Genomic DNA, 24268 nt, shown 5'->3' on the forward strand with positions numbered 1-24268 from the left:
CATCCCCCTCCACCAGCTTCGCTGGTCCCCCTCCCCGTACCGGGGAGGAGCTTGTCGCGTCCGCATCGCAAGGCTAACCCCACCCCATGACCACACCCCGTATCCTGATCGTCGCCGGTTCCGATTCCGGCGGGGGCGCCGGTATCCAGGCGGATATCAAGACCGCGACGATGCTGGGCGCGCACGCCATGACCGCGATCACCGCGATCACCGCGCAGAACACGCTGGGCGTCGATGCAGTGCATCCCATCCCGACCGACATGGTGATGGCGCAGATCGATGCGGTAGTGCGCGATATCGGCGTCGATGCGGTGAAGATCGGCATGATCGGATCGGCGCGCACGGCGCACGCGCTGGCCGACCGGCTGCGCGACCTGCCCGGCGTCCCGGTGGTGTTCGACCCGGTGATGATCTCGACCAGCGGTGCGCGGCTCGCCGACGAAGCGACGGTCGCCGCGTTCGAGCGGCTGATGGCGGTCGCGACGGTCGCGACGCCGAACCTGCCCGAACTGGAAGCCCTGGGCGGCGTGGACGACATGCTGTCGCATGGCTGTGCCGTCCTGCAAAAGGGCGGGCACGGCGAGGGCGAGGTACTGGTCGACCGGCTGCATCAACGCGGCAGCGGTGCCGCGCCGTTGGTCGAATGGTCGTCCCCGCGCATCGACGGGATGGCGACGCATGGCACCGGCTGTACCCTGTCGACCGCGATCGCGTGCGAGCTGGCGAAGGAATGGACGCTGGTCGAGGCGATCGGCCGCGCGCGCAGTTTCGTGCGGATCGCGATGCTGGGTGCCGACGAACTGGGGCGCGGCGCGGGACCGATGGCGCAGCAGGGGGTGCGACTCGACCTCAACCAGTCGCGCTGGTCGCCGATGCTGAACCAGGTGACGGTGCCGGCCAGCGACGTGCCGGCGAGCGAGCATTTCTACCGCCTGCTCGGCCTCAAGGCGATCGTGCGGTCCAGCCGCCGCTATGCCCGGTTCGAGACCGAGGGCGGGGCGACCTTCTCGATCGAGATGACCGAGGAGCGCAAGGTGCCGGCGGTGTATTTCGAAGTCGGCGACCTGAACGTCGTGGTCCACTATCTGAAAGGGCAGGGGTTGTCGTTCGCGCAGGAGCCGATCGACCGGCCCTGGGGCTGGCGCGAGGCGCGGCTGTTCGATCCGGCGGGCAACGAGGTTTGCCTGTACCAGGCGGGCGAGATGCGGCGGTTTCCGCCATGGCGCATCGCCGATGCCTGACTGGACGCACGAGGCGCGCCATGTCGGGCCGGTGGCGGGGGTGGACGAAGCGGGGCGCGGGCCGCTGGCCGGGCCGGTGGTCGCCGCCGCCGTCATCCTCGACCGCGATTGCGTGCCGGACGGGCTGAACGATTCCAAACAGTTGAGCGCGAAGCGGCGGGCGGACCTCCACGCCCGGCTGCTGGAATGCGCGACGGTCGGCGTCGGGATCGCCAGCGTCGAGGAGATCGACCGGCTCAACATCCTGTGGGCGACGATGCTGGCGATGGAACGCGCGGTCGACGCATTGGGGATGGCGTGCGGTATGGTGCTGGTCGACGGCAATCGCTGTCCGAACTGGGGCCATCCGAGCATCGCGGTGGTCGGCGGCGACGCGATCAGCCTGTCGATCGCCGCCGCCTCGATCGTCGCGAAACAGACCCGCGACGCGATGATGGTCGAAGCGGATGCCCGGCATCCCGGCTATGGCTGGGCATCGAACAAGGGATACGGCGCGAAGGTGCATCTGGAGGCGCTTCGGACGCTGGGTCCGACGCCGCTGCACCGCAGAAGTTTCGCACCGGTCGCGCAGGCGTGTCTGACGCTTTGACCTGCGCGGTTTTGCGACGAACCGAGTGATACCAGATATGGAGTCTGATCCGCGTCCTCAGCCTCAAGATATGCCCCGCAGCGACTCGATTCGTCGCCGCAACGAATCTCCATCAACGCAAGAGTCAAGCATTACCTCTTGACCGCGACTCGTGGATTCCGCGAGATGGCGGCAATGCAAGGGGAATGACGACGATGGTGGCAGTGAAAACCCGGAAGAAGAAGGTCGCGACGACGGTCGCGCTGCCGCTCGACCGGATCCTGATGGACGATTGCATCGAGGCGATGCGCTCGCTGCCCGCCAAGTCGATCGACTGCATCTTCGCCGATCCGCCCTACAACCTGCAGCTGGGCGGCGACCTCCTGCGCCCCGATGGCAGTCAGGTCGATGCGGTCGATGACGATTGGGACAAGTTCGACAGCTTCGCCGCGTACGACAAGTTCACTCGCGACTGGTTGGCCGAGGCACGCCGCATCCTGAAACCCGACGGCACGATCTGGGTCATCGGCAGCTACCACAATATCTATCGGGTCGGGTCGATCGTGCAGGACCAGGGCTTCTGGATCCTGAACGACATCGTGTGGCGCAAGTCGAACCCGATGCCCAATTTCAAGGGCACGCGCTTCACCAACGCGCACGAGACGATGATCTGGGCATCGATGGGCGAGAAGGCGCGCTACACCTTCAACTATCGCCAGATGAAGACGCTGAACGACGAATTGCAGATGCGTTCGGACTGGGAATTCCCGATCTGCGGCGGGCCGGAGCGGCTGCGCAAGGACGGGACCAAGGTCCATCCGACTCAGAAGCCCGAGGCGCTGCTGTACCGCGTGCTGCTGGCGTCGACCAAGCCGGGCGATGTGGTACTCGACCCGTTCTTCGGCACCGGAACCACCGGCGCGGTCGCCAAGCGGCTGGGGCGGCACTTCATCGGGATCGAACGCGACGCGACCTATGTCGAGGCGGCGACCGCGCGGATCGAGGCGGCGCTGCCGCTCGATGAATCGGCGATCCGCGCGATGCGTGCGCCCTCCAAACCGCCGCGCGTGGCGTTCGGCGTGTTGGTCGAAAACGGCCTGTTGCCGCCAGGGTCGGTGGTGGTCGACAGCAAGCGCCGCTTCCGCGCGACCGTGCTGGCCGACGGGTCGCTGCTGTCCGACTGCGGGGCGGCCGGATCGATCCACAAGCTCGGCTCGACGTTGCAGAACGCGCCGTCGTGCAATGGCTGGACCTTCTGGCACACCGAAGGGTCGAAGGGGCTGGTCGCGGTCGATGCACTGCGCCAGCAATGGCTGCTCGCGACGCAACCCTGATGTATCTGCGCCCGGTCCGCTTCGTCGACACGCCGGTCGGGCTGCCCGATGGCGGCGCGTTGCGGCTGGCCGGGGGGATGCTGTGGTTCGCGGCCTATGAGGTGACCGACCGGGCGGGATTGCGGATGACCGTGCCGGTCGAGCGGTTTGACGATTGGGTCGCGACGTCGCCGCCGGACCGGGCGGATCGTGCGCGCCAGCTGCATCGCCGGATCACCGCGCCGCGTCCGTCGTTGACGGTCGGCGAGCGGGTGCTGCGGTTCGACCAGCCGCAGGTCATGGCGATCCTGAATGTCACGCCGGACAGCTTTTCGGACGGCGGGGCGCATGTCGGCGATCCGGCAGGCGCGGCGGCGGCCGGGGTCGCTATGGCGGCGGCGGGCGCGGCTCTGATCGATCTGGGCGGGGAATCCACGAGGCCGGGTGCCGCGACCGTGTGGGAAGGCGACGAGATCGCCCGCGTCGTGCCGGTCGCCGAGCGGCTGGCGGCGGCGGGGGTCGCGGTCTCGGTCGACACGCGCAAGGCGGCGGTGATGGAGGCGGCGCTGGCGGCGGGGGCGCATGTCGTCAACGATGTGGCTGCGCTGGCCTATGATCCCCGCGCGCTGGGCGTCGTCGCCGCGAGCGGGTGTCCGGTGGTGCTGATGCACTCGCCCGCCCCGGCGCAGGGGCCGCATGCCGGGGACGGCTATGGCGACCCGCTGCTCGATGTGTTCGACTGGCTGGAGGCGCGGGTCGAGACAGTGGTTGCCGGCGGGGTCGACCGGGCGAAGATCGTCGTCGATCCTGGCATCGGGTTTGGGAAGGCGCTGTCGGACAATCTGGCGCTAGTGAACGGGCTGGCGCTGTTCCACGGCTTAGGCTGCCCGGTGTCGCTGGGGGCCAGCCGCAAGCGGATCATCGGCGCGCTGTCGAACGAGGCGCCGGCGGACCAGCGACTGGGCGGGTCGGTCGCGCTGGCGCTGGCCGGCGTCGATCGCGGGGCGCAGATCGTGCGGGTGCATGACGTCGCGGAGACGGTGCAGGCGATCCGGGTGTGGCGCGGCCTGCGCGATGCGGCGCTGGTGGCGCGGTAGCCTTCCCGGTCGTTGCACAACGGCCAAGCCGGTGGATCAACTGTCCCTCCGTCCGCTATAGCCGGCCCCATGGTTCGCGTACTCCTGTTGCTCGCCGCGCTGTCGGCATTGTTTGCCGATCCGGCCCGTGCCCAGCAGAACGGGTTCGACCTCGACGGGCCGGAGGTCGCGGTCAGCGTCACGCGGGGGGCGGTCGAACTGCCGGTCGCGGCGGTGCCGGCGCTCAGGGGCGGGGACAGGCTGACCGCGCGGGCGCTGCTGCCGGCGGACCAGTCGGCACGCTATCTGCTGGTCGTCGCGTTCCTGCGCGGCGCGACCAATCCGCCGCCCAAGGACTGGTTCTTTTCGGTCGAGACGTGGAAACCGAAAAAGGATGTGCTGACCGTCACCGTGCCGGAGGGCGCGGAGCAGGCGATGCTGTTCCTGGCACCCGAAGCAGGCGGCGGGTTTTCAGCGGTGCGCGGCGCGGTGCGGGGGCGGCCCGGCGTCTTCGTGCGCGCGGCGCAGGACCTGTATCAGGCATCGCTCGACCGGCAGCGGCTGGACGCATTCGTCGGTGCCATCGGACGGATCGGCGATGCCGCGCCCGAACGGCTGGCGAGCGCCGCCCCGGTACTGGCCGATGCGCTGCGCATCAAGCTGAACGCCGATTGCCTGCTGAAACAGCGGGCGTTGCAGGCGGCGTGCCTGACTCAGCAGCGCGACGCGCTGGTGTTGCAGGCGCAGCGCGGCGCGACACTGACCGAGACGCTGACCGGAGCACCGGTCGACCTGGCCTATCGCGTGGCCGCGACGCGCGAGGGCGGGGCGGGCTATTACAGCCCCTATATCGGCCTAGCGCGCGATCTGGCCCGGCTGTTCGGGGCGTTTCGCAGCGCGCAATATCAATATCTGCCGGCATTGGCGCTGGGGCAGGGCGATGCGATCCACCTGCAGCTGAACAGCGCCCCGTCGTTCCAGAATCCGCGATCGGTGCTGGTCGCGCCGCTGCCCCCGATCGGCGACGCGCCACCGCCCTTGTGGCGATCGGGAGCGCAAGGGGCGCTGTGCCTTGCCCGGCCGGACCTCGTGCTGCCGCTGGACGATGCCGCGCTGCTGTTCGCGACCGATTACGCCCGCGACCTGACGCTGAAGGTGACGGCGGCGGACGGCAAGGTGTCGCTGCTGAAGCTGACGCCCGATGCCGAGCGCGGCGGGCTGGTGCTGGCGGGCGGGGCGTCGGTCGCCGGGCCGATCACCGATGCGGTGGTACAGGGCAGCTGGGGCTTCGACCGGTTCAGCGGGCCCCGCGTGCCGGCGCAGATCGACGGGCCGGGCGCATGGACGCCGCAACCCGATGCCAATGTGATCGTCGGGCGCGATCATCCGCTGGTGTTGCGCGGCGGTGCCTCGGCCTGCGTGTCCGGGCTGACGCTGCGCGATGCCGGGGGGCTCAGCCGATCGCTGACGTGGAAGGCGGCGGCGCCGGATGCGATCGAGACGACGTTGCCGCTCAGCAAGACCCGGCCGGGGCCGTTGACGCTCACTGTCGTGCGGCACGGGGCGGTCGCGCCGGACCAGATTGCACTGACCGGTCGGGCGGAGCCGAGCCGGCTGGACCGGTTCACCCTCCATCGCGGCGACAAGGAAGGGGTGTTGGAGGGTGCGCGGCTGGATCAGGTGGCAGGCCTGACGCTGGGCGGCGTGTGCTTCACGGCCGGCGCGTTGACCCGGGTCGGTGAGGGGGACCGGTTGGTGCTGGTGGCCGAACAACCGCTGGGCGATGCGACCGATACGAGTGCCAGCGTGCAGCTGCGCGACGGGCGCAGCGCCACGGTCGCCGCGACCGTGGCGCCGTCGCGTCCCGCCGTGCAACTGCTCGACCGGCGAGTGGCGTTCGATTCGCCCGCGGGCGCACGGCCGATCGACTTGCCGGCCGGGCTGGTCCCGACGACCGCGACTCTTACCTTTTCGGCAAGGATCGCTGGAGGTCTGGGCGGACCGGACGACGGCATCGAGATCGCGGCGGGCGACGTGAGCCGGCGGCTGACGATCGCGTCGGGCGCCGTGCAGCGGATCGGCGATGACGTGGTGGTCGCGACCATCGCCCCGCAGGCGGCGTTCGGCCCGGCGGTGTCGGGTCCGATCCGGGTCCGGGTATGGCGCGGCGGTACGGCGGGCGATTGGCAGGCGGTGGCGACACTGGTCCGGCTGCCGGTGGTGACCGGTATCGAGTGCCGCGAGAGCTGCACGGTGAGCGGGCGCGACCTGTTCCTGGTCGCTGCGATCGGGACGACCCCCGACATGGCCGGGGCGGTGACGCTGCCCGGTGGGTTCGTCGGAACGAGCGTTACCGTACCGCGTGGCGGCGATGGTGCTATCTATCTGAAACTCCACGACGCCGCCGACGCGGTGTTGCGGGTGCGCTAGTCCGCCGGGGCTTGTGAAAACGGCCAAAAGCAATATGTACCGGTCGTTATGGAAAATGTGATCACCGCTGCACCCAAGGGGCGGCCACGCGAATTCTGTGTCGATCAGGCATTGGCGGCGGCGCTCGGCGTCTTCTGGTCCAAGGGCTATGAAGGCGCGTCGATGGCCGACCTGACCGAGGCGATGGGAATCACCAAGCCCAGCCTCTATGCCGCGTTCGGCAACAAGGAGGCGTTGTTCCACAAGGCGCTCGACCTCTACGAGGCCGAGAAGTTGGAATATATGCGCAAGGCGCTGGAACAGCCGACCGCGCGCGCGGTGGTCGAGCATCTGCTGCGCGGCGCGATCGATGCGCAGATGAGCAGCTGCGATCCCAAGGGGTGCCTGGGCGTCATCAGCATGAGCGCGTGCGGGGCCGAGGCCGAATCGATCAAGGCCGATGTAATGCAGCGTCGCGCGTCGTCGCAGGCGGCGCTGGTCGAACGGTTCGAACAGGCGAAGCGTGAGGGCGACCTGCCCGAGGATGTCGATATCGCCGGGCTGACCGGGTATCTCTTCGCCATCTTTCAGGGGATGGCGGTGCAGGCCGGTTCGGGCGCGACGCGTGCCGATCTGGAACGGGTCGTGGCGACCAGTCTGATGATGTGGCCGGGGCGTTAGCGTTCGATCCGGCATAGCTGGATCGACGCGGCGCCGTGCCTTTACGCGACCGGATCAGGACCTAAATATTATACTACCGAGCGGTACAGAAAGTCGTTGACGAGTCGGCCGGCCGTTAATATACCAGTCAGTATAGAAGGGGCGGCCGACTCGGCATTGCCCGGCTTTCGCAAGGATGCCGCTATGACCGAACCTGTTTTCCGCGCGCCGTCCCCGTAACCGGACGGCACGCCCAACCGCTTAGCTTCATCGACAGACCGTTTTCCGTCCTGACCATCGTGTCCGGGCGATCGATGGTCGGCGTCATCATCACAGCGCCACGGACCCAACGGGGGCGGGCGGCGGCATCATCGTGCCGCCGGTCGGAGGGCGCTAGCCATTTCGGGAGGATATCCATGGCCTATCTGCATTTTTCCGGCGATCCGGTTCTCGCGCCCTATACCGATGCCACGGTCGTGGCACCGGCGCGGGAGCGCAAGGCGTCGGCGACCGGGCTGACCGCGCTCGAATGGTCGGTCGTGGCGCTGGCGCAGCATGATCGCCTTTCCTCGCTGCGCGAGCCGTCGGCGCTGTCGATCGCGCTGGGCAAGGTGTTCGGGCGGGGCGGGCGGTCGCCGACGCTGGCCGATCCGAAGCTGGAGGCATTGCGGCGCATGGCGGTGCTCAGCTGGCATCGCGGCTTCGCGGTCCCGGCCGAGGAGCTGACGGCGTTCCTGCGCGCAGGGTTCACCACCGATCAGTATGAAACCATGCTCGCCAGCATCGGTGCGGCGCGCAGCCGCGACGAACGCGCCGCGCGCGACAAATGGGCGGTGTCGGGGCTGTAATCGTCAGTGGCGGCGTCCGACACCCTTCCGGACGCCGCTTCGGTCGCCTATGCCACGACCATGCGTGCGATCCGTAATATCGTGGTCCTGACCGGAGCCGGCGTATCGGCGGAATCGGGCATCGCCACCTTTCGCGGCCCCGGCGGGTTGTGGGAAGGGCACCGGGTCGAGGATGTGTGCACGCCACCGGCGCTGCGGGCCGATCCGGCGCTGGTCCATCGCTTCTACGACCTCAGGCGCGCGGCGCTGGCGACGGTGGAGCCCAATGCGGCGCATCATGCGCTGGCGGCGCTCGACCGTGCATGGGCCGACGAGCTGCTGATCGTCACGCAGAATGTCGACGATCTGCACGAACGGGCGGGGACGGAGCGGCTGCTGCACATGCACGGCGCGCTCAGGTCCGCATTGTGCGCGCAGTGCGGCGCGCGCCAGGAATGGAGCGGGCCGCTGCCGCCGGGCAGCCGCTGCGGCACGTGCGATGCACCGGCGCTGCGGCCCGACATCGTGTTCTTCGGCGAAATCCCCTATGCGATGGACCGGATCGTCGAGGCGATCGGCGCGTGCGACCTGTTCGTGTCGATCGGCACGTCGGGCGCGGTCTATCCCGCCGCCGGCTTCGTCGAATGGGCGAACGATCGCGGCGCGGCGACGCTCGAACTCAATCTGGAGCGATCGGCCGGGTCGGACCGGTTCGACGACAGCCGGCTCGGCCCGGCGGGCGAGCTGGTGCCCGCCTGGGTCGCCGAACTGCTATCGTCACAATAGCCGGTCGAGCGTGATCGGCAGGTCGCGGACGCGGGTGCCGGTCGCGTTGTAGACCGCGTTGGCGACCGCCGCCGCGACGCCGGTAATGCCGATCTCGCCGATGCCATGCGCACCCATCGGTGCGTGCGGATCGGGAATGTCGGTCCAGATCACGTCGATCTCCGGCACGTCGAGATGCACGGGGACGTGATATTCGGCCAAGCTGGGGTTCATGATCCGGCCGTTGCGTTCGTCGAAGTGCGTTTCCTCCATCAACGCCATGCCCAGCCCCATGACGATGCCGCCCCTGAACTGGCTGGCGGCGGTGCGGGGGTTGAGGATGCGGCCGCAGTCGAACGAGCCGAGGAAGCGGCGGATACGGATCTCGCCGGTGACGCGGTTGACGCCGACTTCGCAGAACAGGGCGCTGTGCGAATGCATCGACCAGTGCATGAATTCGAACGGCATCGATCCGGCCTTGGTCACGCTGACGCTATCACGCTGCGCTCGGGCGAGGATCGAGGCGTAGCGTTCGCGCCGGGTCGGGTCATCCAGCTTCGCAAGCGCGCCGCCGTCGCTGCCGACCTCGTCCGCCGACAGGCCGGCCAGCGGGGAGTCGTTGCCGGCCAGCTTCAGCAGGGTCGTCACCAGTTCGGCATGCGCCGACATGACCGCCGCGCCGATCGCGGCGGTCTGTTGCGAACCGCCGGCCATGATCGCGCCGGGAATGTCGCTGTCGCCATAGCCAACCTCGACATGATCCAGCGGAAGGCCGAGGCGTTCGGCGGCGACGATCGCGGTTGTGGTCGCGGTGCCCATGCCCATTTCGGCGGCGGCGACCTCTACCTTCGCATAGATCTCATCGCCTGCGCGGCGCAGCGTGATGCGCGCCTTGGCCCCGGGCATGCGGTAATAGGGATAGGTGCCGGTCGCGCAACCCATGCCGATCTGCCATTCGCCCTCGCTCCGGGCGCCGGGGGCGGCGGGGCGGGCGTCCCAGCCGAAGCGCTGCGCCCCGTCACGCCAGGCCTGTACGATATGGCGCGAGGAGAAGGGCAGGCCGCTGGTCGGGTCCTTGTCCGGCTCGTTGCGGATGCGCAGTTCGACCGGATCGATGCCCAGGTCGACCGCCAGCTCGTCGATCGCCGATTCCAGCGCGAACGTGCCGACCGCCTCGCCCGGCGCGCGCATGAAGGTGTTGGCGATCATGTTCATCCGCGCCACGTCGACCTGCAGCAGCAGGTTCGGCACGGCATAGGCGCTGCGGGTGCCGAGGATGAACGGTTCGGGCATGGCGTTGTGCGGCGTCATCACCGACAGGCCGGTATGGACCAGCGCCTCGAACCGGCCGTCCGCGCTCGCGCCGATCGCCACCCGTTGTTCGGTCAGCGTGCGTCCGCCGACGGTGCGGTACATCCCCTCGCGCGACAGGGCGATGCGGACCGGCCGACCGGACAGGCGTGCGGCGGCGGCGGCGATCACCTGATGATCCCACAGCCCCTTGCAGCCGAAACCGCCCCCGACATAGGGCGAGGTCAGGCGGACCTGGTCGGGCTTCAATCCGAAGACGTCGGCCATGGTCTGCGCCTGCTGCGTCACCATCTGGCTGGCGTCGCGAATGATCAGACGGTCGCCGTCCCATTTCAGCGTCGCGGCATGGGGTTCGATCGGGTTGTGGTTGTGGCGCGGCGTGCGATAGCGCTGGTCGACCCGGTGCGCCGCCTTTGCCAGCGCCCCCTCCGCATCGCCGATCGCGTTGCGCAGCGGCTGGCCCATGAACAGCGCCTGTTCGGTGCCGTTCGCCTTTGCCGTGGCAAGGTCGGTGGTCGACGGCGCTGCGGCATAGGTCACGTCGAGCAGCGCGACGGCGTGATCCGCCTGTTGCTGCGTTTCGGCCAGGACGCAGGCGACCGGCTGCCCGTTCCAGTGGATGCGGTCGTCCTGGAAGATGGCGAGGTCGTGGGGACCGACGGCGCTCGGCGAACTGCCGAACATCGGCGCCTTGGCCATGTGCGGGGCGTTGCGATGGGTCATCACCAGCAAGACGCCCGGCGCCGCCTCCGCCGCCTGCGTATCGATCGCCGCGATCCGTCCGCGCGCGATCGTCGAATAGGCAAGCGCGGCATAGACCATGCCATCGAAGCGGTGCTCCGCCGCGAAGGCCGCGCCGCCGGTCACCTTCAGATTGCCGTCGAGGCGCGAGACGGGCTTGCCGATCAAACCGTGCTTGCGCGCGATCAGCGGGTCGGGGGTGCCACCGGGCATCCAGCGGTCGGGGGCGAGCGGCACGACCTTTTGCAGCGTACCCATCACCAGCCCCTGCATCTTCTGCTTGGCGGAATCGACAATGCTCATGCCGCTTCTCCCTTGGTCAGCGCGCCCAGCACGGCGGCCATCGTCCGGCCGGCCAGTGCCGGTTTGAAGCCGTTGTCCCGCAGCGGCTGTGCATCGGCAAATTCGGCGGCGGCGGCGTCGAGGAACGCCTGATGACCGGCCGGGCGCCCGCGCAGCATCGTCTCAGCGGTCGAGGCGCGCCACGGTTTGTGCGCGACGCCGCCGAACGCGATGCGCAGGTCGGCGATGCGGTCGCCGTCCATCTCGACTGCCGCCGCGACCGAGACGAGCGCGAAGGCATAGCTCGAACGGTCGCGGACCTTGCGATAGGTCGAATTCGCACCGAAGCGCAGCGGCGGCAGCTCGATCGCGGTGACGAGGTCGCCGGGCTCCAGCACCGTATCCCGATCCGGCCGGTCGCCGGGCAGGCGGTGCAACTCGGCAAGTGGCAACGTCCGCGATCCCGTCGCGCCGTCGACATGGACGATGGCGTCCAGCGCGGTCAGCGCGACGCACATGTCGGACGGGTGCGTCGCGACACAGGCGTCGGACGCCCCCAGCACGGCATGGATGCGGTTGAACCCGCCCAGCGCGTCGCAACCGGTGCCGGGCGCACGCTTGTTACAGCGCGACCCTTCGGCATCGTAGAAATAGGTGCAGCGCGTCCGCTGGAGCAGGTTGCCGCCGACCGTCGCCATGTTGCGGATCTGCGCCGACGCCCCGGCCAAGATCGCGCGGGTCAGCATCGGGTAGCGGCGGCGCACCAGCCGATGTTCGGCGAGCGCGGTGTTGCGCGTGGCGGCTCCGATCATCAACCCGCCCTCGGCGGTTTCGTCGATCGCGGCGGGCAGGGCGCTGACATCGACCAGCATCGACGGTTCGGCCAGCCGCTCGCGCATCAGGTCGACGAGATTGGTGCCGCCGCCGAGATAGGCGGCACCGTTCGCGCCGCCCATCCGCTGCGCCTCGGCACGATCGGTGGCGCGGGCATAGGTGAACGGGGTCATGCCGCGACCTCCGCCGCGACGGTCGCGCGAATGGCATCGATGATCCCGTTATGCGCGCCGCAGCGGCAGAGATTGCCGCTCATCCGCTCGCGGATCTCCTCGCCGGTAAGCGTGACCGTCGCCGACAGGTCGTCGGTCACCACGCTCGGCACCCCGCGCCGTGCCTCCGCCGCCATGCCGATCGCCGAACAGATCTGCCCCGGCGTGCAATAGCCGCACTGGAAGCCGTCATGGTCGATGAACGCCTGTTGCAGCGGGTGGAGCGCGTCGCCGTCCGCGACCCCTTCGATCGTTGTGATCTGCCGCCCGGCATATTGCACCGCCAGCGCGAGGCACGACAGGATGCGTTCGCCATCGACCAGCACGGTGCAGGCTCCGCATGCGCCCTGGTTGCAGCCCATCTTGGTGCCGGTCAGGTGCAGCCCCTCGCGCAGATGTTCCAGCAGCGAGACGCGGGGATCGGCGGGGAGCGCCACTTCCTTTCCATTGACGATCAACGACATGGCAAGTCTCCGATTCCGAAGCTGACGCGCAGGAGCAGAACAGGTTGCGGGCCTGCCGTCGAGCAGTTTCGGTCGAACGGTACGGACGCTGCGGTAGCCGGCGGGCCTGCGCGAAACTCGCTCGCGCAGACCGGCTGTCCGCAATCAGCTACCCGGTCGCGCAAAGCTATCACGATGATCGCGAACGAAGTCCGCGAAGCTGTGTGGTGCCTGTCCGGTAAGGCGTTCGATCTCGAACGTCGGGTCGATGTCGTGATGCCCGGCGACGACGTCGGCGAACTGCACCACCAGTCCCTTCGCCATCCAGCGCGAATTGCCGGTCAGGCGGAGGAGCGCGCGAAATAGCGGGGTCGGCAGGTCGAGATAACGGACCTTGTGGCCGACCGCCGCCGACAGGCGCTTCGCGGCCTCCTTCATGTCGAGCGTTTCCGGCCCGGTCAGAAAATAGGTCGCGCTGTCATGGCCATCCTGCATCAGGACCGTCGCGGCGACGCGGGCGACGTCGCGCGTATCGATCCAGGAAACCGATCCCGTGCCGGTCACCTGCGGCAGGAAGCCCCGGGCGATCGGGTCCTTGAACCACAGGAAATTCTGCATGAAGGCGGTGGGCTTCAGGATCGTCCAGCCGATGCCTGCCGCGCGCAGATGATGATCAATCAGCGCATGCGTCCGCGCCCACGGCACCGGCGATCGCACATTCCCGTCCGATGCGGAAATCTTGACGATCCGGCCGATCCCCGCGCGTTTGGCCGCGTCGATCGCTGCGGTTTCCTGCGCGAACTGGTTCGGGGTGGGCGGCGTAATCAGGAACATCGTGTCGCAACCCTGCATCGCGCCCGCCAGCGTCTCCGGCCGATCGAAGTCGCCGAGGACGCCGTCGATGCCCTGCCTGGCGAACGCGTCGACCTGTTCCTGCTTGCGCGCCATGGCGCGGAACGGCGTTCCTGCGGCCTTGAGCAGCCGGCACACTTCGCCACCGATGCCGCCGGTGGCTCCGGAGATCAGAATCATGGGGGAGGGTCCTTCGACGTTGAGGAACTAGAGAGCGTCGGACGGGTCGAGCCGCTCCGAAATCACCGCGATCATGGCGTGGAGCGTCGCGATCGCCTCGCGGATGCGCGGCACGCCGATCCGATCGACGATCGCTTCGTCCAGCGGTGCGACGGCCTGCTCGGCGCTGATCAGCGTCGTCGATCCGGCGGGCGTCAGCACGACCAGCTTGGCCCGGCGGTGATGCGGGTTGGGATAGAAGGCGACCAGCCCCCGTTCGGCCAGCAGATCGGCGATGCGCTGCACCGCCTGCCGGGTCAGCCCCATGGCGCGGGCGATCGACGCCACGGTATGCGGGGCGGGCGAATAGTGCAGGGCGGCCAGCACCTGCCACCACGCGCTGGTCAACCCGAGCGCGGCGACCAGATCGTTACCCGCACTGACCAGCCGCCCATTGGCGCCGAAGACCGACAGCGCGAGTTCGCGGACATCGGGGTGAAGATCGGACATAGCCGCTGTACTCAAGTTGACAATATGTTGTCATAATCAGGATGGGCCGGGTTGGTTCCATAGCCAAGTGGCTACCCTGCAGTCCTTTGGGTTCAGAAGGGCGAGGCGACGGTGCCGGCCCCGGTCAATAGGCCCATTCGGGATCGGTGGTGAACACGATCGTCAGCCACCGGTCGGGGCTATCCTTGCCCAACGCATCGCCAATGGCGTCGCGCAGCAGGTCCCATTCCTCCAGCCGGCGGGCCGGCCAATGTTCGGGAACGATGAAGGCAAGCTCGATCTGGATGCCCCGGCCGACCCGGGCGACGAACGCGCGGTGGCCGACGAAACCGTGCTGCTCGACCACCTTGCCGGCAACTTCCTCAACCTGAGTCCACAGGTCGCGGGGCGTCACCAGCAGGATTTCGGACAGCGCCTTGCGCACGGTCGCGAACGGCCCGGGGATGATGACGACGCAGACGAGGATCAACGCGATCGGATCGACATAGGGCGCGATCCAGCCATATGGCCCGCCCTGTACGGCAAAGCCGATGATGAATGACAGGAACAGCGCACCGCTCAGCGCCGATGTCATCGCCCATGCCCGCGCATCGAGCGCGACGAAGGCCGATCCGATCGAACGGTTGGCGCGCCGGACGAGTACGGCCATGCCCATATCGACCAGCAGGCTGGCGCCGGTAAAGGCCATTACCGGCCCGAAGGCGAGCGCATGGCCGCCGGAAAGGATCGCGCCGACGGCGTTGATGATCGCATAGACGCTCGCACCGATCAGCAGGGTGCCGTTGACCCCCAGCACGAGCGGTTCGAGGTGCCAGAACCCCATGGTGAAGCGCCGGCTGTAGATGCCGCCCGCCGCGTCGGCGGTATTGGAGGCGGCGATCAACCGGGCGACGAGCAATGCCATCCCGGTCATCGCCGCGTCGATCAAGCCATAGACCCCGTCGAACACGATAGCCGACGACCCGACCACGATGCCAATACCGGCGCCGGCCATCGCCAACACGATGGTAACGACGACGGACAGGCGCAGTATACCTTGTTCGGTCTTCATGCCGCACCTGTGCCTCATTTCGAGGGCCGCTGTCATCGCCATTCCCGCAAAACCCGGGACTAGCGGTTTCGCTAGTGGAACGCCCGGCGACGAGGCGGAGCAGCAATGGCGTCCGAAGCAGGATCGGCGCCTTTGCGGATCGTTGGAGGCGGTGTCGTCACGCGATGGCCGGAGGTAGCCGGTCGGACGCATTCAAATCCGGGCAAATGTCCTAAAGCAACCCGCTCATGCACCGGGGGTAGCGTTCGCAGCGACGCGCAAATCATAAGGGAAAAGGTTGCCGCACCTTCCGCGAAATATCGCTGGAATGGTGACCCCTACGGGAGGTGCAGGCAACTGCATACACCCAGTGAAATCAGTACTTTAGAAGATGCGCTTTAGCGTAATCGTAGCCGTTTCGTAGCACTTTCACGAATGTTATAAAAGGCCGAACGCGTCTCGTTGGGATCGGGTCCGCAACGAGGGTGAAGGTACGTCGAAACCTGATCGCTTCTTCTTCTTCCATCGACGCCTTGCGTGCTTCAGGCATACCTTTTGGCCTGAACCGGGTAGATCTTATTAAGGTATAGAACGGTATTTGACGGAATAGGGTAAGGTATCGAAGGAAATGAAAAAATGGCTGTCGATCTACTTTTTGAGAAATTAGATAAAATCTCTGACATGCTGCTGCGGCAGGTTTCAAGCCGTTGGGAAGATCTGTCCTTTCCGGAGGCAGCGGGGTTTGCGGTCACAAGGGTGACTCATGACCCGCAAAACGGTTCATCCTACTTTTGTTCGACGCTGGTGGAGTCTACAAGCGGTATAAAAATTCCGCTCGTCCATAGGCTTCATGACAGTGATATTTCGTCCTTGAATGCAGCCGACTTTGTGGAGGCCGCACTTGTGACGATCGCAAATCTCCAGGCGACTCGGGTTGGCGACGTTTATTGTGAATTGCTGAATACGATCGTGGATCTTCTGGGATCGAACTGCTCAGCTGAAGCTCCACTGCGTCTCATATCGCTTGATGCGCTTCCGGTCGGGGTCGGAGGCATTCACGCCGCCCCCGGTTTCGAGGCCAATCTTCAAATGCTAAGTGCCGATCTTGCGGCGAAAATCTATGTGATGAAAATTAAGGACGCTCGAGATTTCCGTGACTGCTTCTTTGCGGAAATCCTGCCTGAACAACGGGCCCGGGCAGCCGGCATGGCGGGGTATGATGTACCCGAGGCGGTCAACGATTAAGGCGTCGGCGCGCCCCGGCCTCTATAATATCAATCGGGCCGCACTGCCTCTTTGAGACGGAACCGCGAAGATGAATCAAACTGGCGATGAACCTGCAGCTCAACCTGATACGCCGATGAGCCTGGTCGGGTTGGTGCAGGCTGAGCTGGTAGAATATACTGAACGACGCGAGCATCTCCTTGCCGCCATCAAAGGGCTGGCTGCTGGTCGTCGGGTTGAAATTTACCGTCGTCACCTTGAAGGCATGACGCTGAAAACTACGTACAATTATCATCGTGTACGGACACTGCGGGCTGAGGCGGCGAAGATTCGTGAAGAGTTGAAGCCTCTTATCGAGCAAGTTTTGGTCAAGGAACTCGCTTTGCATTTCGCGGAGATGGAGCTTAAAGCCTATGAGGCTGCGGAAAGCGACAAGCATCGTGAGCGGGAGGTTAAAAAGGCCACGGGCCTCTATGCCGATGCGGCTGATTTCATCGACAAGCTTTACGATGAGCATGAAATCGGTCGCGATGACCTTGCCGGCCTCACGCAAGAAGATGTGGCGGAAATCGCAGCGGTGATCGGCAAACGCGTGGAGGCAAATGTCGAATCAGGCGTTTATGATCAAGCGATCGACTATGCCCGGTCATTCTGAAAGGTCCATATTGGGCATCGCTTTGAAATTTGTCAGATTGGTCTGACGGTTTAGCCATTCCCAGAGTCGCGCGGCGGCCTTCCTGCCTTGTTCCGACGGCGGCCCAGGGCAGAGACCGGCAAACTCCCAATCATCTCGCGCTGGCCAGTTGTCTTCCATGGACCAGAAACAGGCGCTTGCCTCGAACAGGGTAAGGTGCGCGATCGGAGTGCCGACCGGCGGCAAACCGATATAGCCCACATGATCTTGGATACTCTGGGCAAGGTCGCCCAGCCGTTCGTTGATTCGTGAACTCTCCGTCATAACCAAGGGCCTTGGAAAGCCGATCGATGCCATCGCAGCTCGCCCAATGATCTGCTCCCGCGTGCTCGGGCCGGCGGCGACCGGCATCAAAGCCTGGAGCATCGCGCAAAAGGCAGGGCGATCGTCCGGTTGCATGATGCGCGTGTCGTCGAGGTAGACTTGTGCGCCGTGTCCGTGCGGCCGTTCCTTCAACCAAGAGATGGCGGGATCGTTCGCGAATGCTTCGATTGCGCGATTCATTGTTGCATCATCCGGGTGAGTTTGGCCGGAAAGCAGGGTCGTCCCGAATTCAATGAACGCCTGCGTGCGGCGTTTGTCGATCTCTGTTTCGGCGGCAAAGTGCCGTAGGATTTTCGCTTCAGGCGCTTGCGTATCGACGGCCTTGTTCGTGGGCTTGGGGGGGCACGGATGTCGCATCTCCCAGGCATCGACAGAATGCTTGATGTCTTCTCGAAGTTGATCGCAAAATTTGCGATCATCGCCATGTGCTGCGAGCTTCCTACGAAGCTCGGCGTGAGGCCGACCGGAGACAGCCGCGACAAGAGGCCATGCACTGCCGAGCGCCGCCCGCGCGTTCGTCGCATTGCGCAGTTCTTTCAGCAGCGTTGTAGCAATCAGGATACCGAGCGCGGTCCGCAGATCGGCAATCTCCTTCGAGTTGGGTCTGCGATTGCCCACGGCTTTTTCGTAACGCTGCAACAGCCGTGGCAGATAATTTCCCGGAGTGCCGATCTTCGTCAATTTACCCTGCACCGGCTCTGGGCGCTTGGCGTAGGCCTTGTAGCCGGTGAGGTCGAACGTGCCCACAGCGATGGCCTCGATCCACGCTTGCGGATCAGGATCTGGCCCAACGAGGGCATGAATTAGCTCCGTGACGATCGAGCCTCGCCCAGTGCCCGTCGGTTCATCGGCATGGCGACCACCGCTGGTAACCAGTAGGGCCAGCATTGCCGAGACGGCCTCCTGGGCTGCTTTCGCTTGCTCGCTGGATCCATCCTCGAACGCTCCGCCAGCAAGGTGGCGACGATAGGCCGCGAATTCAGCTGGGGTCAGAAGTGCGTTGAGGTCGATCATTGGCGCTCCGTCAGCGCAGATGACCAGCTCCCGTCCGGCGTCCACGACATGACGCGGGCATAACCTTACAGACCCTCACATCCGGTAAACGCCGCCATAAGGGCGGCGTGCACAGCCTCACAAAAGGTGGAGGAAAGCTCACAGAAAGAAGTGGGCGCCCTCACAGAAGAAGGCAGAGCGGCCCCATGCAGGGCCGCACAGAAACTGCGGCGCAATACCGCTAAAATGCCGCATTTCATTTTTGTGTCATTTTAGCTGCGTCGGCGCATGCGCGCCGGGAGCGCAAGCGCTCCTGGTGGAGGCGTCGCCTCCAGGTCCGCCGGCACCGCGATGACGGTGCCTCCGGAAGGCGGGACCGGTCGCATGGCCAAGGGCATACTCCGCCAAGACCACCCAAGCGCCGCATGGCGGCGAGGTCGGCGATGAAAGGCCGGAAAGCGGATCGGCTGAGCCGAGAGGTGAAATGACCAGGGAGCATCGCCGCGAACAGCCCGCGGCCCCCCATGGATAGAAGTCGAACATGCACATCAAGACACTGGAGGCGGTCGCGATCGCCGCTGCCCTTACCCCTGCGCGTCTCGCCGGGCTGCGCTTTCCCGTCGATCCGGATGCGGGTTCGATGCCCGCCACCCGGCTGCGGCACTATCTCCACGCAGCCGCAGCGCGATTGGTGATCGTCCCTGCAATCGTGCCGCCCGCCCGCCGAGACGTCGCGGAACTCGGCCGGGCATATGACACCGATGTGCTGATCGCGCTCGCATCGCGTGGTGACGTTGACGGCATTACCTTCGCGGTCATGCTCGCCGGCAACGATCCGGTTTACTCATCCGGACTGAACCTCTTCCTCGGTGCCGGGGCATCATGTCATTTCGTGCCCCCGGAGCCGGGAAGCACGTGCTTCGCCCTGCTGCCTGTGGGACTCCGCAGTTGCGAATGCGCGCCATGGGATAGCGAAGTCGACCGGCGAGCGGGACTGGCCGACGGTCGCGTGCTTCTGTCCGGCATCTTCGCGGGAGGGACGAAGTGATCACGCTTCCCGAATGGCTGGCGCCTGGCGCCGTCGCCGACCGGCTTTTCGATGTCCGTGCCGAGGCCGGTCGCGCGATCGGCTTCGGCCTCGTCCGGCCGCGGCGCAGCGGACTGGATAATACGATGAGCCAGATTGCCTTCGCCAAGCTCAATCCCGTCAAGCCTGTCGGGGATACGCCGAGAACGGCGTGCGGCTGGCCGGTGACGGCCCGTGATCACCGGATCATCCCGGCACCCGGCGTGCCAGATGTCGGGTCGTTGGAACGGCTGTTCAGCGAATACGACGCGGCGGTCCAGCCGCATCAGAAGCTTCTGGGCGCGGTCTTTACCTTCCCGTTCGTTTCCGATGTGCCCGTGCATGACGGGTTCGGAGCGGTGCTGTCCTACGCGGCATTGCGGTTCGGTCGGGAACGCCGCCTGACCAGTCTCGTGGTCGCTCACGCGCCGTGCGATCAGCTGGCGGAGGAAGCCCCGCACGCCCACGCCATCGTGCTTGGTCGCACCCACCGGGCGTCGGGTTGGGGGCCGACGCATCCCGATCTTGCCGAAAGCGAGCATGCCATGTGGGCGGAGGATTGGGCGGATTTCTCCGCACGCTGGGCCCTGACGTTGGGGCAATGAACAGTGTGATATTGTGGTGTGGCTCCATGCAGCGTGCCGCATCGATCCATGGCGATGGACGGAGCGATCAGCGCCCCGTCCATCGAATTGACCGCTGGGAGGTACGGCTCGTCAGAACGATGATTTCGCAGCCTTACCTCCGCCTACAGCATGGCTGGGTGCCAGCCATGGCCGAGGTGTATTGCCCGGCTGCCGCGATCCATCGCTCCGGCACCATCTCGGACAGCGCCCGCACGCACGACGACTGGAGATATGCCGTCATCGGCAACGCCGTCTTTTGCGATGGCCGCGACCGCTGCCGCGTGAGGAAGGGAAGATCGGCCGGGGCCGAGCGAAGCCCTGAAGAGAAATGAAAATCGAAGGGGCCTGATCCGGACCAGCCGGTCCGGGGATCATGCTGTTGCGCAGGTACCCCCATGCATTCGACTCTCCATGACACGCTACCGACTACCTCGGTCGCGCTCCTCAATTATGTTCTGACCGCACTGGCTCCCGACGAGCCGTACCCCTACGCGGGCAACACCGGCCTGCCGGGCGGCGTGGAGTCGCTCGAGAACAACCTGATCGTCCTCGCGACCCCGATCGCCGAGCGTCTCTATGACGACGCGGTGATGCGCTGTGCAGCGACCCGCAAACGCGACGTCGTGCTGGTGCGGCATGGATTCCACCCCGAAATCCTCGAGCCGGTGCGGGCTGATGTCGCGCTGCACTCGGTCACCGGACCGATCCTGGTGCCGGATTTGAGTTTCTACCGCGATGCCGATGGCGGCCTGCACCTCGTGCCGGCGCGTCCAGACCTCTTCGTCGGGATTACCCGGCACGGGTTGGAGGTGTCGATGCCCGCTCCCTGGAACAGCGGGTGGGAGCGGGTGACCGGGCTCGAGCGCGCCGCCGCCGAGATCGTCCGCGCCTGCCGGCGGACGGAACAGGGTTGAGATCAGCGAACACGAGAATGTGCCCCCGGGAATGGGGGATAAAACAAGGAGAAATCGAGATGAACACCCCGACCTTCGAAGCCGCTGTCACCCGCGCCGTCGTGAAGCTGCTGCTCGGTACCCGCAAGCTCAAGCCCGGCGTCGCCATCACCGGCGGCGATCCGCTCGAGATCGAGGACCAGATCAAGATGGGCCGTCACGCGGTCGAGACCGACGCCGACGTCCTGCACCTCGAATATCGCACCGGATCAAACTCGGCGCTGACCGGGATCACGATGTTCCTGCCGCGCGATGGCCGCTGCCATATCCAGAGCGGCTGCCGCCTGTGGGTGTCGAAGGCGGGCAACCGTGGGCTGATCCTGCCGCAGGACCATGTGCGCGGGCATTTCCGGCTAGCTCCGCGGGAGATCGTGCACATCGATGGCAAGCCCGCCGAGGATCTGAGCAACGGCATCGAACGTACCAGCGCGTGGCTCACCCGGCAGGTTGTGCGGCCGGACGCCCAGTACTATGATGCGCTATCTATTATCTGGGCAAATGCGGCATAACAAAGACGCTGACCGTTTGCGTCGGATTTGCTTGGTGCGGACAGTCTGCACTGGTGGTGGCACGAACCCGCTGCGCGGGAGGGCGTGCGGGGCACGGTTGAGGTGATGTAACGAGCGTTGCGCACCGGTTGAGCGTTTCGGGAGGCAGGCAGAGCATTGGGTTTCCACGAAAGGACCCCTGCCATGACCACCCTCGTTCCTGTTGCCGTCAGCCCGCTACGCCAGCGTCTCATTGACGAGATGGAGATACGGCGCTTCGGCCGCGAGACGCAACGCAACTACATCCGCGATGTCGGCCGGTTCGCGACGTTCTTGGGGCGCTCACCGGACACCGCAACGGCGGAGGACGTCCGGCGCTTCCAGATCGAGCAAGGCGAGCTGGATGTCCCGGCGCCGACCATGAACGCCATCGTGTCGGCGCTGCGGTTCTTCTTCACGCAGACGCTCGACCGGCCGGACCTGGCGCGCAAGCTGGTCCGGATGCGGCACGAGCGCAAGCTGCCGGTGGTGCTGAGCCGGGACGAGGTGGCGCGGCTGCTCGACTCGACCACGTGCCTCAAGCATCAGGCGGCGCTGTCGGTCGCCTATGGTGCGGGACTGCGCGCGGCCGAGGTCGCCGCCCTCAAGGTCCGTGACATCGACAGCGAGCGCATGCTGCTCCGGGTCGAGCGCGGCAAGGGCGGGCGGTATCGCAACACCATGCTACCGACCGGACTGCTGGCGTTGCTGCGAGAGTGGTGGCGGGTCGGTCGGCGGGAGCGCGTGTTGCACGTCGACGGCTGGTTGTTCCCCGGCCAGCACTACCTCAAGCCGCTCAGCACCCGGCAGCTGCACCGCATCGTCGTGGAGGCAAGTGTGGCGGCGGGTATCGGCAAGTGCGTCGGGCCGCACACGTTGCGGCACTGCTTCGCGACCCACCTCCTCGAGGACGGGATCGACGTTCGCATCATCCAGACGCTGCTGGGGCACGCCAAGCTGGAAACCACCGCTTATTACACCCAGGTCGCCACGCGGGTGCTGCGCAACGTGACCAGCCCGTTCGACCGGCTGGCGACGACCGCGGCGGAAAGGGGGGCACCCAAGGGCTGAGCGGGTGTTGCGCACCTCGATCGAGGTTGCCGACATCTTCCGCGCTGCCGGTCCTGCGTACCGGGCCACTCGCACTGGCCATCTGAGCCTCGACCAGCTCAAGGTCATGTCGGCCATCGAACATTGCCGCACCGCTGTGATGGGCGGACACGTCGAGGCCTGCACCGACTGCGGGCACTGGCGGGTCGCCTATTACTCCTGCCGCAACCGGCATTGCCCGCGATGTCAGGGAGCAGCGGCACGAACGTGGCTCGCCGAGCGTGAGGCCGACCTGTTGCCGGTCGGCTACTTCCACGTGGTGTTCACGTTGCCAGCGGAGATCGCCGACATCGCGCTCCAGAACAAGGCGGCGGTCTACGGCCTGCTGTTCCAGGCAGCGTCCGAGACGATGACGACCATCGCTGCCGACCCGAAGCATCTCGGCGCCCGCATCGGCATCACCGCCGTGCTGCACACGTGGGGCTCGGCCATGACCCACCATCCGCACATCCACATGATCGTGCCGGGTGGTGGCCTTTCGCCGGACGGCAAACGCTGGGTGTCGTCGCGTCCGGCGTTCTTGCTACCGGTCAGGGTACTGGGCAAGCTGTTCCGCCGCTTGTTCCTCACCCGGCTGATGGCGCTGCACGATGCCGGGGGGCTCGCGTTCTACGGCAGCCTCGCCCACCTCGGCGCCCGGCGCGCCTTCCTGCGGCATCTGGCGCCGGTCAGGAAGAAGCGCTGGGTTGTCTACGCCAAGCCGCCGTTCGCCGGGGCGGAGACGGTGCTCGCCTACCTGTCGCGTTACACCCACCGCGTTGCCATCTCGAACAGCCGGCTGCTGCGCTTCGACCAAACCGGCGTCACCTTCCGCTACAAGGACTACCGTCGGGGTGGCGCCGACCGGCAGCAGGTCATGACCCTTGCCGCCGACGAGTTCATCCGCCGCTTCCTGCTCCACGTCCTGCCCAAAGGCTTCCACCGCATCCGCCACTACGGTCTGCTGGCTGGAGCCACCCGCAAGGTCGTGCTCAGCCACGTCCGCCAGCTGCTCGGGGTGGCACCGCCGGCTACGGCTGATGCGCCGGCCGAGCCGGACGACACTCGTCCGGCATCCCCGTGCTGCGGCGGGTGCATGGTCGTCGTCGAAACCTTCGAACGTCAGCGCCAACCCCGCGCGCCGCCATCTCCTGCGCTGTCACCCGAGAGACTGGCGTCGTGACCCGGCACGGCTTGGCAGCACCCCACTCCGCGGCTTCCATGCTTGCGGTGCTGATGCCACCTGCACAGATCGCCATCAGCGGGGTCGCCACCTTGACCCAAGCCGAACTTCCCGCGCTGGTGAGCCCGTCGTGGCGACCTAAATACAGACCGTCCGCATCCAGGATCCTGCCTGCAACCGCCGTGCCGACCAACACCCGAGCAGGCCAAAACCCGAATTCCCCATAGGTCAGCGCTTGTGGCCCGCGGGTTCGGGCTTCCAAGACTTTCTTACGCCTGCCGGCATCCGAAACCCTTCAAGATGGCGGCCTGCCTGCTTTACGGCGTCAACCGCGGTGAGCGGGCGTTCGTTCAGGC

The 24268-nt window shown here is 66.4% G+C and carries 24 protein-coding genes; 17 read left to right on the forward strand and 7 right to left on the reverse strand.

Going from position 1 to position 24268, the window contains the following annotated elements; all coding sequences use genetic code 11:
* Window positions 1-86 precede the first annotated feature (86 nt).
* From thiD to PPZ50_RS08160, 8 genes are all read left to right on the forward strand, one after another.
* Window positions 87-1241: a bifunctional hydroxymethylpyrimidine kinase/phosphomethylpyrimidine kinase gene (gene thiD / locus PPZ50_RS08125; protein WP_066686915.1), complete on the forward strand. Its 1155-nt coding sequence runs from the start codon at window positions 87-89 to the stop codon at window positions 1239-1241.
* Complete coding sequence (locus PPZ50_RS08130) at window positions 1234-1830, forward strand: ribonuclease HII (RefSeq protein WP_066686916.1); 597 nt, start codon at window positions 1234-1236, stop codon at window positions 1828-1830. The genes thiD and PPZ50_RS08130 overlap by 8 nt, the downstream gene beginning before the upstream one ends.
* Before the next feature lie 185 nt (window positions 1831-2015).
* Window positions 2016-3143: a site-specific DNA-methyltransferase gene (locus PPZ50_RS08135; RefSeq protein ID WP_066686917.1), complete on the forward strand. Its 1128-nt coding sequence runs from the start codon at window positions 2016-2018 to the stop codon at window positions 3141-3143.
* Window positions 3143-4219 carry a dihydropteroate synthase gene (gene folP, locus PPZ50_RS08140; protein WP_066686924.1) on the forward strand — a complete coding sequence of 359 codons (1077 nt, stop codon included), beginning with the start codon at window positions 3143-3145 and terminating at the stop codon, window positions 4217-4219. The genes PPZ50_RS08135 and folP overlap by 1 nt, the downstream gene beginning before the upstream one ends.
* A gap of 69 nt (window positions 4220-4288) precedes the next feature.
* A complete protein-coding gene (locus tag PPZ50_RS08145; protein WP_066686927.1) occupies window positions 4289-6628 on the forward strand; it encodes a hypothetical protein in 2340 nt (779 codons plus the stop codon).
* 48 nt (window positions 6629-6676) lie between these two features.
* Window positions 6677-7288: a TetR/AcrR family transcriptional regulator gene (locus PPZ50_RS08150; protein WP_066686930.1), complete on the forward strand. Its 612-nt coding sequence runs from the start codon at window positions 6677-6679 to the stop codon at window positions 7286-7288.
* A 395-nt stretch (window positions 7289-7683) separates the two neighbouring features.
* Window positions 7684-8115 carry a hypothetical protein gene (locus PPZ50_RS08155; protein WP_066686933.1) on the forward strand — a complete coding sequence of 144 codons (432 nt, stop codon included), beginning with the start codon at window positions 7684-7686 and terminating at the stop codon, window positions 8113-8115.
* A 60-nt stretch (window positions 8116-8175) separates the two neighbouring features.
* Entirely contained in the window at window positions 8176-8880 is a 705-nt protein-coding gene (locus tag PPZ50_RS08160) for an NAD-dependent deacylase (protein WP_066688027.1), read from the forward strand.
* Here the strand turns inward: PPZ50_RS08160 and PPZ50_RS08165 are convergent.
* The 6 genes from PPZ50_RS08165 to PPZ50_RS08190 all read right to left on the reverse strand — a co-directional run bounded on the left by PPZ50_RS08165 (window position 8872) and on the right by PPZ50_RS08190 (window position 15254).
* A complete protein-coding gene (locus PPZ50_RS08165) occupies window positions 8872-11214 on the reverse strand; it encodes a xanthine dehydrogenase family protein molybdopterin-binding subunit (RefSeq protein WP_066686935.1) in 2343 nt (780 codons plus the stop codon). The genes PPZ50_RS08160 and PPZ50_RS08165 overlap by 9 nt on opposite strands.
* On the reverse strand, window positions 11211-12200 hold the full coding sequence (locus tag PPZ50_RS08170; protein ID WP_066686937.1) for an FAD binding domain-containing protein: 990 nt from the start codon (window positions 12198-12200) through the stop codon (window positions 11211-11213). Before PPZ50_RS08170 ends, PPZ50_RS08165 begins: the two co-directional genes overlap by 4 nt.
* Complete coding sequence (locus PPZ50_RS08175; protein WP_066686939.1) at window positions 12197-12703, reverse strand: 2Fe-2S iron-sulfur cluster-binding protein; 507 nt, start codon at window positions 12701-12703, stop codon at window positions 12197-12199. Before PPZ50_RS08175 ends, PPZ50_RS08170 begins: the two co-directional genes overlap by 4 nt.
* 144 nt (window positions 12704-12847) lie before the next feature.
* Window positions 12848-13714, reverse strand: a complete 867-nt coding sequence (locus tag PPZ50_RS08180) for an SDR family oxidoreductase (protein WP_066686941.1) — start codon at window positions 13712-13714, stop codon at window positions 12848-12850.
* A gap of 27 nt (window positions 13715-13741) precedes the next feature.
* A complete protein-coding gene (locus PPZ50_RS08185) occupies window positions 13742-14203 on the reverse strand; it encodes a MarR family winged helix-turn-helix transcriptional regulator (protein ID WP_272815794.1) in 462 nt (153 codons plus the stop codon).
* Window positions 14204-14327: 124 nt separating this feature from the next.
* Window positions 14328-15254: a cation diffusion facilitator family transporter gene (locus PPZ50_RS08190; protein WP_066686946.1), complete on the reverse strand. Its 927-nt coding sequence runs from the start codon at window positions 15252-15254 to the stop codon at window positions 14328-14330.
* Between the two features lie 615 nt (window positions 15255-15869).
* Between PPZ50_RS08190 and PPZ50_RS08195 the strand changes: the two genes are divergently transcribed.
* A complete protein-coding gene (locus PPZ50_RS08195; RefSeq protein ID WP_272815795.1) occupies window positions 15870-16478 on the forward strand; it encodes a hypothetical protein in 609 nt (202 codons plus the stop codon).
* A gap of 70 nt (window positions 16479-16548) precedes the next feature.
* A complete protein-coding gene (locus tag PPZ50_RS08200; protein ID WP_272815796.1) occupies window positions 16549-17112 on the forward strand; it encodes a hypothetical protein in 564 nt (187 codons plus the stop codon).
* Here the strand turns inward: PPZ50_RS08200 and PPZ50_RS08205 are convergent.
* Window positions 17104-18489, reverse strand: coding sequence for a hypothetical protein (locus PPZ50_RS08205; RefSeq protein ID WP_272815797.1), 1386 nt, complete (start codon window positions 18487-18489; stop codon window positions 17104-17106). The genes PPZ50_RS08200 and PPZ50_RS08205 overlap by 9 nt on opposite strands.
* 520 nt (window positions 18490-19009) lie before the next feature.
* Between PPZ50_RS08205 and PPZ50_RS08210 the strand changes: the two genes are divergently transcribed.
* The 7 genes from PPZ50_RS08210 to PPZ50_RS08240 all read left to right on the forward strand — a co-directional run bounded on the left by PPZ50_RS08210 (window position 19010) and on the right by PPZ50_RS08240 (window position 23912).
* A complete protein-coding gene (locus tag PPZ50_RS08210) occupies window positions 19010-19516 on the forward strand; it encodes a hypothetical protein (RefSeq protein ID WP_272815798.1) in 507 nt (168 codons plus the stop codon).
* On the forward strand, window positions 19513-20139 hold the full coding sequence (locus PPZ50_RS08215; protein WP_272815799.1) for a hypothetical protein: 627 nt from the start codon (window positions 19513-19515) through the stop codon (window positions 20137-20139). The genes PPZ50_RS08210 and PPZ50_RS08215 overlap by 4 nt, the downstream gene beginning before the upstream one ends.
* 167 nt (window positions 20140-20306) lie before the next feature.
* Entirely contained in the window at window positions 20307-20492 is a 186-nt protein-coding gene (locus tag PPZ50_RS08220; RefSeq protein ID WP_272815800.1) for a hypothetical protein, read from the forward strand.
* Between the two features lie 63 nt (window positions 20493-20555).
* Window positions 20556-21074, forward strand: a complete 519-nt coding sequence (locus tag PPZ50_RS08225) for a hypothetical protein (RefSeq protein WP_272815801.1) — start codon at window positions 20556-20558, stop codon at window positions 21072-21074.
* A 59-nt stretch (window positions 21075-21133) separates the two neighbouring features.
* Complete coding sequence (locus PPZ50_RS08230) at window positions 21134-21622, forward strand: hypothetical protein (protein WP_272815802.1); 489 nt, start codon at window positions 21134-21136, stop codon at window positions 21620-21622.
* A 183-nt stretch (window positions 21623-21805) separates the two neighbouring features.
* Window positions 21806-22711: a tyrosine-type recombinase/integrase gene (locus PPZ50_RS08235; protein WP_272815803.1), complete on the forward strand. Its 906-nt coding sequence runs from the start codon at window positions 21806-21808 to the stop codon at window positions 22709-22711.
* A gap of 4 nt (window positions 22712-22715) precedes the next feature.
* Complete coding sequence (locus PPZ50_RS08240) at window positions 22716-23912, forward strand: IS91 family transposase (protein ID WP_272815804.1); 1197 nt, start codon at window positions 22716-22718, stop codon at window positions 23910-23912.
* Window positions 23913-24268 lie beyond the last annotated feature (356 nt).

The sequence above is a fragment of the Sphingomonas hankookensis genome (genome assembly GCF_028551275.1).
Taxonomy (GTDB): domain Bacteria; phylum Pseudomonadota; class Alphaproteobacteria; order Sphingomonadales; family Sphingomonadaceae; genus Sphingomonas; species Sphingomonas hankookensis_A.

What these genes read in the sequence shown, in the direction of transcription:
- PPZ50_RS08205 (WP_272815797.1), bottom strand. Translation starts at nt 18,489, where the DNA reads ATGATCGACCTCAACGCACTTCTGACCCCAGCTGAATTCGCGGCCTAT.
- PPZ50_RS08175 (WP_066686939.1), bottom strand. Translation starts at nt 12,703, where the DNA reads ATGTCGTTGATCGTCAATGGAAAGGAAGTGGCGCTCCCCGCCGATCCC.
- PPZ50_RS08160 (WP_066688027.1), top strand. Translation starts at nt 8,176, where the DNA reads ATGCGTGCGATCCGTAATATCGTGGTCCTGACCGGAGCCGGCGTATCG.
- PPZ50_RS08190 (WP_066686946.1), bottom strand. Translation starts at nt 15,254, where the DNA reads ATGAAGACCGAACAAGGTATACTGCGCCTGTCCGTCGTCGTTACCATC.
- PPZ50_RS08170 (WP_066686937.1), bottom strand. Translation starts at nt 12,200, where the DNA reads ATGACCCCGTTCACCTATGCCCGCGCCACCGATCGTGCCGAGGCGCAG.
- PPZ50_RS08210 (WP_272815798.1), top strand. Translation starts at nt 19,010, where the DNA reads ATGCACATCAAGACACTGGAGGCGGTCGCGATCGCCGCTGCCCTTACC.
- PPZ50_RS08225 (WP_272815801.1), top strand. Translation starts at nt 20,556, where the DNA reads ATGCATTCGACTCTCCATGACACGCTACCGACTACCTCGGTCGCGCTC.
- PPZ50_RS08185 (WP_272815794.1), bottom strand. Translation starts at nt 14,203, where the DNA reads ATGTCCGATCTTCACCCCGATGTCCGCGAACTCGCGCTGTCGGTCTTC.
- thiD (WP_066686915.1), top strand. Translation starts at nt 87, where the DNA reads ATGACCACACCCCGTATCCTGATCGTCGCCGGTTCCGATTCCGGCGGG.
- PPZ50_RS08135 (WP_066686917.1), top strand. Translation starts at nt 2,016, where the DNA reads ATGACGACGATGGTGGCAGTGAAAACCCGGAAGAAGAAGGTCGCGACG.
- PPZ50_RS08165 (WP_066686935.1), bottom strand. Translation starts at nt 11,214, where the DNA reads ATGAGCATTGTCGATTCCGCCAAGCAGAAGATGCAGGGGCTGGTGATG.
- PPZ50_RS08180 (WP_066686941.1), bottom strand. Translation starts at nt 13,714, where the DNA reads ATGATTCTGATCTCCGGAGCCACCGGCGGCATCGGTGGCGAAGTGTGC.
- PPZ50_RS08130 (WP_066686916.1), top strand. Translation starts at nt 1,234, where the DNA reads ATGCCTGACTGGACGCACGAGGCGCGCCATGTCGGGCCGGTGGCGGGG.
- PPZ50_RS08200 (WP_272815796.1), top strand. Translation starts at nt 16,549, where the DNA reads ATGAATCAAACTGGCGATGAACCTGCAGCTCAACCTGATACGCCGATG.
- PPZ50_RS08145 (WP_066686927.1), top strand. Translation starts at nt 4,289, where the DNA reads ATGGTTCGCGTACTCCTGTTGCTCGCCGCGCTGTCGGCATTGTTTGCC.
- PPZ50_RS08235 (WP_272815803.1), top strand. Translation starts at nt 21,806, where the DNA reads ATGACCACCCTCGTTCCTGTTGCCGTCAGCCCGCTACGCCAGCGTCTC.
- PPZ50_RS08150 (WP_066686930.1), top strand. Translation starts at nt 6,677, where the DNA reads ATGGAAAATGTGATCACCGCTGCACCCAAGGGGCGGCCACGCGAATTC.
- PPZ50_RS08195 (WP_272815795.1), top strand. Translation starts at nt 15,870, where the DNA reads ATGGCTGTCGATCTACTTTTTGAGAAATTAGATAAAATCTCTGACATG.
- PPZ50_RS08230 (WP_272815802.1), top strand. Translation starts at nt 21,134, where the DNA reads ATGAACACCCCGACCTTCGAAGCCGCTGTCACCCGCGCCGTCGTGAAG.
- folP (WP_066686924.1), top strand. Translation starts at nt 3,143, where the DNA reads ATGTATCTGCGCCCGGTCCGCTTCGTCGACACGCCGGTCGGGCTGCCC.
- PPZ50_RS08220 (WP_272815800.1), top strand. Translation starts at nt 20,307, where the DNA reads ATGGCCGAGGTGTATTGCCCGGCTGCCGCGATCCATCGCTCCGGCACC.
- PPZ50_RS08155 (WP_066686933.1), top strand. Translation starts at nt 7,684, where the DNA reads ATGGCCTATCTGCATTTTTCCGGCGATCCGGTTCTCGCGCCCTATACC.